General features: G+C 39.2%; 11 protein-coding genes. All 11 read right to left on the bottom strand.

Annotated elements, in window-relative coordinates; translation table 11 throughout:
• Positions 1 to 227: 227 nt before the first annotated feature.
• Positions 228 to 1373: a cell division protein FtsZ gene (gene ftsZ, locus NST73_RS07715; RefSeq protein WP_007499752.1), complete on the bottom strand. Its 1146-nt coding sequence runs from the start codon at positions 1371 to 1373 to the stop codon at positions 228 to 230.
• Positions 1374 to 1406: 33 nt separating this feature from the next.
• Positions 1407 to 2729, bottom strand: coding sequence for a cell division protein FtsA (ftsA, locus tag NST73_RS07710; RefSeq protein ID WP_007499754.1), 1323 nt, complete (start codon positions 2727 to 2729; stop codon positions 1407 to 1409).
• Positions 2730 to 2888: 159 nt separating this feature from the next.
• The gene (locus tag NST73_RS07705; protein WP_003210988.1) at positions 2889 to 3257 is read right to left on the bottom strand and encodes a small basic family protein; all 369 of its coding nucleotides are present in this window, start codon (positions 3255 to 3257) and stop codon (positions 2889 to 2891) included.
• The gene (locus tag NST73_RS07700; RefSeq protein ID WP_007499758.1) at positions 3257 to 3982 is read right to left on the bottom strand and encodes a DUF881 domain-containing protein; all 726 of its coding nucleotides are present in this window, start codon (positions 3980 to 3982) and stop codon (positions 3257 to 3259) included. The genes NST73_RS07705 and NST73_RS07700 overlap by 1 nt, the downstream gene beginning before the upstream one ends.
• 20 nt (positions 3983 to 4002) lie before the next feature.
• On the bottom strand, positions 4003 to 4692 hold the full coding sequence (locus NST73_RS07695) for a DUF881 domain-containing protein (protein ID WP_007499760.1): 690 nt from the start codon (positions 4690 to 4692) through the stop codon (positions 4003 to 4005).
• A complete protein-coding gene (locus NST73_RS07690) occupies positions 4689 to 5468 on the bottom strand; it encodes a cell division protein FtsQ/DivIB (RefSeq protein ID WP_017359362.1) in 780 nt (259 codons plus the stop codon). Before NST73_RS07690 ends, NST73_RS07695 begins: the two co-directional genes overlap by 4 nt.
• Before the next feature lie 136 nt (positions 5469 to 5604).
• Positions 5605 to 6516, bottom strand: coding sequence for a UDP-N-acetylmuramate dehydrogenase (gene murB / locus NST73_RS07685; RefSeq protein WP_144678838.1), 912 nt, complete (start codon positions 6514 to 6516; stop codon positions 5605 to 5607).
• A gap of 30 nt (positions 6517 to 6546) precedes the next feature.
• A complete protein-coding gene (gene murG / locus NST73_RS07680) occupies positions 6547 to 7641 on the bottom strand; it encodes an undecaprenyldiphospho-muramoylpentapeptide beta-N-acetylglucosaminyltransferase (RefSeq protein ID WP_024720309.1) in 1095 nt (364 codons plus the stop codon).
• 198 nt (positions 7642 to 7839) lie between these two features.
• Positions 7840 to 8940, bottom strand: a complete 1101-nt coding sequence (gene spoVE, locus NST73_RS07675) for a stage V sporulation protein E (RefSeq protein ID WP_039166797.1) — start codon at positions 8938 to 8940, stop codon at positions 7840 to 7842.
• Positions 8941 to 8999: 59 nt separating this feature from the next.
• A complete protein-coding gene (gene murD / locus NST73_RS07670) occupies positions 9000 to 10355 on the bottom strand; it encodes a UDP-N-acetylmuramoyl-L-alanine--D-glutamate ligase (protein WP_144678839.1) in 1356 nt (451 codons plus the stop codon).
• Positions 10356 to 11330, bottom strand: a complete 975-nt coding sequence (mraY, locus tag NST73_RS07665) for a phospho-N-acetylmuramoyl-pentapeptide-transferase (protein WP_007499771.1) — start codon at positions 11328 to 11330, stop codon at positions 10356 to 10358. It abuts the gene before it with no gap.
• Positions 11331 to 11425: the final 95 nt, after the last annotated feature.

Below are 11425 nucleotides of genomic sequence, written 5' to 3'. Positions count from 1 at the left end.
TCATGGTGTTCTCATTAATGTAGTCAAATAAAGTTCAACATTTTGTCGTTTTTTGTAAAGGGAATTAAAAATGATTCTTTTGACTTAAAAGACTCAAACCAAAACACATACGATAGTTCCAAACAACACGTCGGAAACAAGACTTTTATATCAATCAGACGCAGGATCTTCTCACCATGCAGACATAAAAAAACCCCTTCCAAAGGAAGGGGATGAATCGTGCTTGCTTATCGTTTGTTGCGGTTACGTAAGAACGTTGGGATATCCAATGTATCATCACTTGACTGTGTATTTTGTCTTGGTTGTGATGATGTTTGCTGATGTTCCTCACGTTTCACTTCACGCTTTTGTGGAATGGATTGATTTTGCTTTAATCCTTGTCCTAATGGATTTCTTTGAGGTTTTGTCACTTCCGGCTCTTGCTCAATAAAACCGGTTGCGATGACTGTGACCACAATTTCATCCTTCAAGTTATCATTAATGACAGATCCAAAGATCATGTTGACATCTTCATCAGAGGCTGATGCAACAATATCCGCTGCTTCTTGTACCTCATAAAGACTAAGGTTCGTACCACCAGTAATATTCATGATAACACCTTGTGCTCCATCAATCGCTGTTTCAAGAAGTGGTGAAGAAATGGCTTTTTTCGCTGCTTCAGCAGCACGGTTTTCGCCTGTTGCGACACCAATTCCCATAAGAGCAGAACCTTTGTTAGACATGATCGTTTTCACGTCAGCAAAGTCAAGGTTAATTAAACCTGGTGTTGCAATGAGATCTGAGATCCCTTGAACACCTTGTCTTAACACGTTATCTGCTGCACGGAATGCTTCAAGCATTGGCGTGTTTTTATCGACAATTTCAAGCAGGCGATCGTTTGGAATCACGATTAACGTATCAACTGCTTCTTTCATAGAAGCAATCCCTTCAACTGCTTGAAGCTGACGCTTTCTTCCTTCAAATGTGAAAGGACGAGTCACAACTCCAACTGTCAAGGCTCCAGAATCTTTTGCGATTTTCGCAATGACAGGTGCAGCACCCGTACCAGTTCCACCGCCCATACCGGCAGTCACAAAGACCATGTCAGCGCCTTTTAGAACTTCTTCAATTTGTTCTTTGCTTTCTTCAGCAGCTTTTTTACCGACTTCAGGATTCGCACCTGCTCCAAGCCCTCTTGTCAGCTTAGCACCGATTTGCATTTTTGTTTCTGCTTTTGATAAGTTTAACGCCTGTGCATCTGTATTCACTGCAATAAAATCGACACCCTGTACGTCATTTTCAATCATTCGGTTGACAGCGTTATTTCCGCCGCCACCTACACCGATTACTTTAATTGATGCTAGGCCGTCTATATTTGTTTCAAACTCCAACATGCTGAATCCTCCTAATCCGTCGAAAATCTAGTTCTATTCCCAGAACATATTAAATAGTTTTTTCATTTTGCCCGGTTTTTTATTTGTCTCTTGTTGCGCTTTTTGTTTCACTTTCGGTCTTGGCTGAGCTTCTTTTACTTGTGGTGTAGAAGAAACCGGCTCCATGGACGCGCCTACTTCATGAAATGCTTCATCCGGCATTTGGAATCCAACCTGTCTGCCCTGAATCTTTGCATTGCGATAAGCAAAATGGATCAGGCCCACTCCTGTCATATATTGAGGTTCCCTGACCCCAATATAATTAGGACTTGCGATTCTTACATTGTTTTGTAAGACCGTTTGTGCCAGAGAAAGGATACCTGGTATAGCTGCCTGTCCACCTGTTAGAACGAATCCGCCAGGCAAATCATGGACACCCATATTGCGTAATTCCTCTGCCACAAAAAGCAGAATCTCTTCCAATCGTGCTTCAATGATATTGGCTGCTTCAAGTTGTGTATACGTCTGTTTTTGGTCCGTACCGATGACGGAAACTTCAAATGTCTCCTCAGACGATGCCTCATCATAGAATGCATGCCCAAATTGCTTTTTGATTCGTTCAGCTTCTTCAGTGGAAGTTCTAAGTCCTATAGACAAATCTTTTGTAATGTTCTCTCCGCCCAATGGGATACTGTGAGTAGAATAGAGATGCCCGTTTTCAAATACGGATATCGTAGTAGAGCCGCCGCCAATATCGACAAGAGCTACCCCTAGATTTTTTTCATCTTTCGATAACGCCGCTGAACCCGATGCGAGTGGCTGCAAGCAAATATCCATAATTTCAATACCAGCCCGCTCTACACATCGGAGCCAGTTATGTAGAATCGTTTTAGAACCAGTGATTAACGATCCATCCACTTCTAGCCGTACACCTAGCATTTTTTTCGGATCTGTGATCTCATCTCTTCCGTCGACGATAAATTGTCTCGGAATTACGTCTACTACGAGATGTTCTTGCGGAATAGATACTACCTGTGCAGCATCCAAGACACGTCTCACATCTTCAGCATGTATTTCTTTATTTTCACTAGACACTGCGACAACGCCGCTCGTATTCTGAATATGAATGTGGTTTCCGTTAATTCCGACTATCGCCTTTTGTAAAGGAAAACCTACCATTCTCTCAGCCTGTTCAAATGCTTGTCTAATAGAATGAACTGTTTCATCTATATCAACAATCGATCCTTTTTTTAACCCCTCTGAAGGGACATTTCCAACACCTATAATGTTAAGCGAATCATCCGCCATTTCTCCGACGATGACTTTTATATTGGATGTACCGATGTCAAGGCTGACGTAAATTTCATTGTTGTTCATTCTATGGCACCTCCTCACATATCAATACTTTCTATTCTATTATTTGCTGAACAACAATACAATGAATGTGTTTTTACAAGTGTGTAACAAAACTTAAAAAATCAACATTTTTTATTAGGATTACTGAAAATATTCGTTACATCATATGTATATCCTTTTTTATGACTCACTTTTTTTCTTTTTTTCTCTAGAAATTGTCCATTTTGTTAGTAGAATTCTTCGAATAACGGCGATATTTTGAAACAATCTAACACCGAATGCAAACATTCCGACTAAATACAAGTCTACACCAAGATGGACGCCCAGAAAAGCTAAACTTATTGCGAGTATAATATTAAAGAAGAAACCTGATACAAACACTAGTTCATCGTATGCCCCTTGCAGATGTGCTCTGATTCCACCAATCAATGTATCAAGCGCAGCAAGTACGGCGAGGGAAAGATAGTTAGAATACTCATTCGGTATCGTAAAATTCGTTAAGAAACCGATCGCAACTCCTATGATTAAACCAAGTACAGGAAGCCACATTAAGATTTTCCCTCCTTTACATCGTCAAGAGGCTTCAATTCATTTAATTGAATTGTACCGTCAAATGCTTTTAAATGAATTTTTTTCTTCGGCGGTCTAATACTCAAACTGAAATTTTCCTGAGCAAACAAATCACCAATATCTGATACATTTAAACGGCTGTATAATTTATCGGCCTGCTCGCTGACCATCTTAATCGTGACTGTATCACCATCTATGCTGTAACCATCCATTTTCGTCGTACCATTAATATCTCGAATAACACTGGTGTTAATCACCCGGTGTTCATTAATGGAAATATGTTTTGCCCCAAACATATTGGCTTCGTTGATTAATTTTTTTAGAAGATCAGGTGGTATATTTTTGACTTCTTCTCCGGTAAGTTCCTTAGAAAAAAGTTGAGTAATTTCTATTTCAACTCCTTCACCCGTTACCTCTGTAAAACCAGCCTTTTCTTTCAAATCCTTCAACGTTTTTGTTAATTGTGCTTCTTTTGATTGATCTTCTTGGTTGCCATACTTTTTTAGCATTTCATCATATTTATCAATTTCTTTCAATAAATCCAGTTCTTTACTTTTAGATGCAGATAAATCCTCTCTTAATTCCCAAACGTCTCGAGTATCGCGAACTTTAGGCTTTTGTAGAGAGTTAAACTGGATGGAGACCATGATGCCAAATATGACCATCAGGACTGTCAAACTAAGTAATGGCTTCTTTTTCCTCAACACCACTCACCTTTTCACATTTAATCTTTGTTTCTTAGAAGAGGATTCATACGAATATCCTTCTTTTCAATCGTCATGGAAATATGATCACTTGTCAGCTGATCAACCACCCCGCCTGCAATGTTTAATGCAGGAATTAAAACAGCTGGATCTCCAATAGCAGAAATGACAAATGGTGCTGGATGTTGAACACCATCAACCGTGACGACTGGACCGTTACAATGTATGTATGATTGGTGTGTGATTCTTTGTCCGTTTATAGCTACAGCAGATGCCCCTGATATAAATAGTTCGTTTATCACATGGAAAATGTGGCTCTCATGCACAATGTAATTATTGACATTTTGTCCACTCGGGATATAAGATGCATCTTCAAGAGATACTTTTACCCCTTTCCCTTTTACACCTATTTCTCCTGTAAACATTCTGTATTTCTCAACATCTTCCAAAACATTAAAATACTGCTCTTTTTCATTTTTCAAACCAAACTCTGTTTCTTGGACTTTTGATTGAAGACGATAAAGTTCTTTTTCAAGTTTTTGATTCGCCTTTTCTTGCTTTGTTAGCTGACTTTTCAAAGAATATTCTTTTTTCCATTGTTCTGTTCGATTGACATCTGCTCGATGCTGCTTCGTATATTGGTATGAAAAAGAAATCAGAAATCCAAGAACAAGCATTACAATTGAGAATATGACGGTTTTGCCTCTCAACGTTCATCTTCCTTTTTCTTAGATTTAAAAGCTTCAAAATACGTAGCTACTTCCATATGAATCGTACCTTTCTCAGAGGACGAAAGCTCTTTGACAATGGCAGGGTACGTCGTCATTTTATCTGCGAATGTTTTAATTGATGCAATAACGGTGTTTCCATCATTCATATAAAATTTAACGAGCCACTGATTGGAGCTAGTCGGTACGTAATATACTTCTGAGATTAGTTCCTGAATAGAAGCCGGCAGTTGATTCAGAGCTCTCACTGTTTGCTTCAATTTCTCTTTATTGTCCCAATCGACAAAAATAGGTCCTGCGTGACTTGGCGTTACTTCATCGGGCAAAGCCGTCCCGTTTTCAAGAAGCTCATAATAAAAATGTCCCTTTTGCAGATACGCAATATTTGCATACTCTTTGACAGCAATACTGACCTTATTAGGGAAATGTTTTTTGATACTGACACTTTTAATCAATTTATTTTGCTTTATATGGTCTGCTGTCATATCTTTATTTAAATTCCAAAACTCTGTCTCGCCTTCTTTAATTTGCGAAAGTTTAACGAGCTGTTTTGTTGGTACATGTTCATTACCGGTAATGGTTAAAGAAGAAATTTTACTGATTGGTGTTTGCAAATAGACAATAATTAAAACCATGATAAAAAACAGCAGAATAAAAGAGATTAATCTCCGATTCGCTTTCTGCTTCCTTTGTTCTTTAATTTTAGGGATTCGCTCTTCTATATTGACGATCTTTTCATTTTCATGATCAGGCCGCATATATACTCTTCACCTCATTCAAAGCTGCTTGTCCGCACCTTTGGATCATTCTTTATCTCATATTGATTAGAAAACAAACGGCATGAAAAAATGCCGTTTGTTTTCCTGTGATACCATCATTCATAAGTAGTAGCCTTTAATTTGCTTCACCAATAATTTCTACTTCTGTATGCATCTCTACATTGTAGTCATCTTTGATTTTCTTTTGAATGTACTGAATTAAGTCGAGCACATCTTGAGCCTTCGCCCCACCAGCATTGACAATAAAGTTTCCGTGCATATCAGAAATTCTAGCGCCGCCAATCTGATATCCTTTTAAATTCGCCTTTTCTACAAGCTGTCCTGCATATTCAGGTAATGGATTTCGGAAAATACTGCCGGCGCATGGTTTATTATACGGTTGTGTTTCCTTGCGATAATCTTTATTTTGCTGCATTTTCTTTGTGATTTTCTCACGTTCGTCCTGTTTAAGCTTGAACACTGCTTCGAGAACAATTCCAGGGCGTTCCTTTTGAAGCACAGAAGTTCGATAGCTAAAATTCATTTGCTCATTAGTTAACCACTCGATCGTTCCATCTTCAAATAAGACTCTCGCTTTCACAAGAATCTTGCTAATGTCAGATCCATGTGCCCCTGCGTTCATATAAACAGCGCCACCAATAGATCCTGGAATACCAGCTGCGAATTCCAATCCTGACAGCCCCTTCTTACTAAGAGACGTCGCGAGTCTTACAACTGAATAGCCTCCACCAACTGTAATCTCTTCATCATTGACAGTTAAGTGATCAAGCCCAGCGCCCAGCTTTAAAACGACCCCGCGAATTCCTTTATCAAGGACAAGTAAATTGGATCCTCTCCCAATGACCGTCCATTGAGTATCATGTTTTTTCACCTGATCCATAATTGTTTTGACAGCATCGATATCTTTAGGGATGACTAATAGATCGGCCGGTCCGCCTATTTTCATTGTCGTATGATTTGCAAGCGGTTCATTTTCAAGTACTTTACCAACTTGCGCTTCTAATAATTCATTCTTCAAGTTCTCCATATTACCCTCCGCCTTACCTCATATCATTCATCATGAAGTCGTAATTTCTTTTAACACATTATATAAACGTGTGGCCGCATCTGGTACTCCAAGTTCTTTTGTTAAACGGCTCATTTGATGTAGTTTCTCGTCATTACCAGCAATTTCATCAATTGCATGAAGCAAGCGATCTCCAGAAAGCTCTGATTCTCTTAAAACGATCGCAGCATCATGTTTTTCAAGTGATCTAGCGTTAATTTCCTGATGATTTGCGGTCACGTATGGACTTGGAATGAAGATAGTCGGAATTCCAAGTGCCGTCACTTCAGCAATCGTTGTGGCTCCCGCTCTTGCGACAATGACATCAATTGATTTTAAATACTCCGGCATTTGATGCAAGAAAGGCTTTGTGATCATATTCGGTGCTTCACCTTTTTCTTTTAATTCGTTCAGCACTTTTTCATAATGAACCTCACCTGTAATATATAAAAGCTGATAGTTCTTTGCCTTTAATTCATCTTGCATGTCAATCACTGCTCGATTGATTGGAGCTGCACCTCTGCTCCCGCCAAAAATAAGAACCGTTTTTTTCTTCTCATCCAGCCCGAACTCTTTAAGAGATTTTCCCTCTTTAATAGAGACGACTTCAGAGGCTCTTGGGTTTCCCGTAAAAACAACCTTTTCTGAAGGAAAGTGTTCCTTTGCTTCTTCAAAACAGATGGCTACTTTATTCACATACCGTGCCAGAAACTTATTTGTGATGCCTGGCAGGCTATTTTGTTCGTGAATGATCGTTGGGATTTTTAGCTTAGACGCAGCATAAACAACTGGACCACACACATAACCACCTGTTCCAATAACAGCATCCGGCTTAAATTCTTTTAAATAAGATTTACTTTTTTGGACGCCCTTTAGAAACCTCATCACTGTTTTTACATTATCAAAGGAAAGCTTTCTTTTAAAACCTGAAATTTCAATTGATTTAAAAGGGATATTTTCTCTTTCTACAATTTTCTTTTCAAGCCCATTCTCAGTGCCAATATATAAAAATTCCACATCAGGATGCAGTCTTTTCACTTCTTTAATAAAAGCTAGAGCAGGATAAATATGCCCGCCTGTTCCGCCTCCACTAATAACTATACGCATTATACCATTTCCCCTCAATTTTTTTCTGCTCTGAACAAAGTATAAACCCTGTTTTAAACAACAGGGCTCCGTCAAAACCTGTAAAGAAGAGTCAATCACCATGTTTTCGAAACAGAAACTGCCATTTTCACTCTTCAAATCATTTTTTCATACTTTTGCAAAATAAAAGTCTATATGGTTTCATGAACTATCAGCACATTAATATCTAGCATACCTGCTTACATTCAAAAGTACGCCAATTGCCATCAGCATTAATGTCAGTGATGAACCGCCATAACTTATGAATGGGAGTGTGATGCCCGTCACAGGGATGAGACCTGTGACAACTGCGATATTAATCATTACTTGAATGGCAACCATTGAGATGATGCCCACTGCCAAGAAACTTCCATATAAATCTGGTGCACCGAGGGCTATTCTAATGCCTCTCCACAATAGAACACTAAAGAGCAGCAAAATGAGTGATCCACCTATAAATCCAAGTTCTTCAGACAATATAGCAAAGATAAAGTCTGTTTGAGGCTCAGGCAAATAGAAGAATTTTTGTCTACTCTGACCTAGCCCCATTCCAAACAGACCGCCTGGACCGACAGCGTATAAGGATTGAATAATTTGAAACCCGCTGCCAAGTGGATCCTCCCAAGGATTTAAATAAGATGTAATTCGTTTTATTCGATAGGGTGCTGATAAGACAAGTGCGGCAAATCCGCTAAGCCCTAAAAGACCGAGAAAGATAAAGTGAGCGATTCTCGCACCTGAAACAAATATCATAATAATACAGGTTCCAACCATAACCGTTCCTGTACCTAGGTCCGGCTGCAGCATAATGATGGCAAATGCAGAAAACACAATGCCTAGTGCTGGGGCGAAACCTTTACGAAAGGATGTGATATTCTTTTGCTTTTCAGATAAGAATTTTGCAAGAAACGCAATCATCGCAAGCTTCATAAATTCAGAGGGCTGAATACTAAACGCACCGACACCAATCCAGCTTCTTGAACCATTTCTCTCCATACCGATACCAGGAATCAAGACAAGCACGAGTAGGAGAAAACACACTGCAATCAGTATCTTTGACCAAGTCCGCCACGTCCAATAATCGACCCGCATAATGAAAAACATTGCGATAACTCCGATTCCGGCAAACAAAAGCTGTCTTTTTGCAAAATAAAACGAATCATCAAATTTATACGATGCCCACACAGCACTTGCGCTGTACACCATAATTAAACCAATCGTCAATAAAAGTAACGTAATGACAACAAGCAAAAAATCCGGAGAAGTTTTCTTATTCGTCAAGAGACCGACACCCCAAGCATAATTTCATTTGGGCTGTCAGTCATATGAGAGACAAGCCCTTATTTAAGCATATGCACGGCGTTTACAAACATGTCTCCACGTTCTTCAAATGTTTTATGCTGATCCCAGCTTGCACAAGCTGGAGACAATAAAATCACGTCTTCTTCTTCAGATATGCTAAACGCCGCAGGTACTGCTTGTTCAACATTATCGACATGTTTTACGTGATGTATTCCCAGCTCTTCACCAAGCTTCACAAACTTAGGCGCAGTCTCACCAAATGTAATTATTCCTTTTACATTCTTCATAAAAGGTTTTAATTCATCAAATTCATTGCCACGATCCAGTCCACCTGCTAGTAAAATGGTCGGCTGCTTGAAGGCAGACAAAGCTTTACTTGTTGCCAGTATATTGGTCGCTTTACTGTCATTATAAAATTTTCTATTTTGAATCGTCTCCACAAATTGCAAACGATGCTTCACTCCACTAAATGTAGTAAGAACTTGCGCAATCGCTTCGTTTGAGCAGCCTGCATTTTTTACAACACAAATAGCTGCTAGAATATTTTCTTGGTTATGCTCACCAGGAAGAACAACATCCTTGAGGTCAATGACATGTTCATTCATATAGTAGATGGCACCATCTTTAATAAACGCTCCATGTGCTACCGGCTCTTTAACTGAGAAAAACACTTTTTGCGCTTTCGAATCTTCTGCTAGTTTGACAACAGATGGATCATCTAGGTTAACCACAGCTACGTCATTTTCTTGTTGATGTGCATACACTTTCTGTTTTGCTTTTTCGTATTCTTCACGCGTGTGATGATAGTCTAAATGTGCGTCAAAAATATTTAATATTAAGCTGATTTTAGGTCTGAATTCAACGGTTCCCATTAACTGAAATGATGAGAGCTCAGTTACGATCCATTCATCGCCCGCTGCACGCGCGGCAACTTCACTTGCGACCGTTCCGATATTACCTGCTACCAATGTTTTTTGACTGTCTTTTTTCAACATTTCATAAATCAAAGTGGTCGTGGTCGTTTTTCCATTTGATCCGGTAATCCCAATAAAAGGAGATGAGGTCAAATGATACGCCAATTCTATTTCAGTCCAAACTGGAATTTTTCGGCGAAGCGCCTCTTGAACCATCACATTCTCATAAGGAATTCCAGGGTTCTTAATTAAAATCGTAATTTCTTTATCGTCGAACATACGAAGAGGATGACTGCCACAAATGACATCAATCCCCTTTTCAGAAAGTAACTGAGCAGGCTCGTTTTCTTCAAAAGCTTTTTGGTCATTGACCGTCACGTTTATTCCGTGCTCGTGAAGAATTGAGGCTGCCGCATATCCGCTTTTTGCAAGGCCTAGTACTAGTACATGTTCGTCTTTTAACATTTGCATCCTATTCAATTATAACCACACCTCGATGTAAATTCCTAAAACAGCAAGCAATAAACCAGCTGTCCAGAAGGTGACAACTACTCTCCACTCAGACCAGCCAACTAACTCATAGTGGTGGTGAAGCGGGCTCATCTTAAAGATTCTTTTTCCAGTTGTTTTGAAGGAGATGACTTGAAGGATAACGGATAACGTTTCAACAACAAATACTCCTCCAATAATGACGAGTAAAATCTCAAGTTTCGTTAAAATGGCAATGGCCACTATGGCACCGCCTAAAGCAAGCGATCCCGTATCACCCATAAATACTTTTGCAGGATGCGCATTAAAGACAAGGAACCCAAGGACAGCGCCTGCTACTGCTACCGAAAAGATCGCCACATCATACTGAGATTGATTCCAAGCCAATATAGCAAAAGCTCCGAATGCAATAGCAGCTGTTCCAGATAATAAACCATCAAGTCCATCCGTAAGGTTTACCGCATTAGAACCACCGACAAGCATGAAAACGACGAGGATAAAGTATGCCCATCCTAAGTCAAAGCTGACATCTGTTCCTGGAATGCGAATAGTCGTTGCAAACTCATAATAATGGAAGACTGCATAGAAAATCACAGCAATCACAATTTGCCCGATCAGTTTTTGTTTCGATGTTAAGCCAAGATTTCGTTTCATCGCTACTTTAATATAATCATCTAAAAATCCTAATAATCCGTAGCCAAGGGTGACAAATAACAATAAAAACATTTCTGGACTAATCTCAGAGAATTTGTTAATCATCACGATCGTTGTAATTGTAATAGAAAAGATAATCATAATTCCACCCATTGTTGGGGTACCAGATTTCTTTTGGTGAGACTGAGGTCCTTCTTCTCTAATACTTTGACCAAATTTAAGCCTTCTTAAAAACGGAATAAAAATCGGGGATAAAAGAACACTGATTAAAAATCCCATTATGATTGTAAACAATATCACCTGTTCAAGCATTGTTCTTTACTCCTTCCGAATTTCCAAAGCCGTTTTCCATTAGAAAATAGCATTCATTATTATGATATTCATTCGTGTCTTTCGTATGTTGTTTT

The sequence above is a fragment of the Bacillus sp. FSL W7-1034 genome (assembly GCF_038593365.1).
Classification (GTDB): domain Bacteria; phylum Bacillota; class Bacilli; order Bacillales; family Bacillaceae; genus Bacillus; species Bacillus altitudinis.
The sequence above is the reverse complement of the archived record's forward strand: the minus strand, read 5'-3'. Positions and strand labels throughout refer to the sequence as shown.

Excerpts from the sequence above, each read along its gene's own strand:
- ftsZ (WP_007499752.1), bottom strand. The coding sequence starts at position 1,373 with ATGTTGGAGTTTGAAACAAATATAGACGGCCTAGCATCAATTAAAGTA.
- ftsA (WP_007499754.1), bottom strand. The coding sequence starts at position 2,729 with ATGAACAACAATGAAATTTACGTCAGCCTTGACATCGGTACATCCAAT.
- NST73_RS07690 (WP_017359362.1), bottom strand. The coding sequence starts at position 5,468 with ATGCGGCCTGATCATGAAAATGAAAAGATCGTCAATATAGAAGAGCGA.
- mraY (WP_007499771.1), bottom strand. The coding sequence starts at position 11,330 with ATGCTTGAACAGGTGATATTGTTTACAATCATAATGGGATTTTTAATC.
- NST73_RS07705 (WP_003210988.1), bottom strand. The coding sequence starts at position 3,257 with ATGTGGCTTCCTGTACTTGGTTTAATCATAGGAGTTGCGATCGGTTTC.
- murB (WP_144678838.1), bottom strand. The coding sequence starts at position 6,516 with ATGGAGAACTTGAAGAATGAATTATTAGAAGCGCAAGTTGGTAAAGTA.
- murG (WP_024720309.1), bottom strand. The coding sequence starts at position 7,641 with ATGCGTATAGTTATTAGTGGAGGCGGAACAGGCGGGCATATTTATCCT.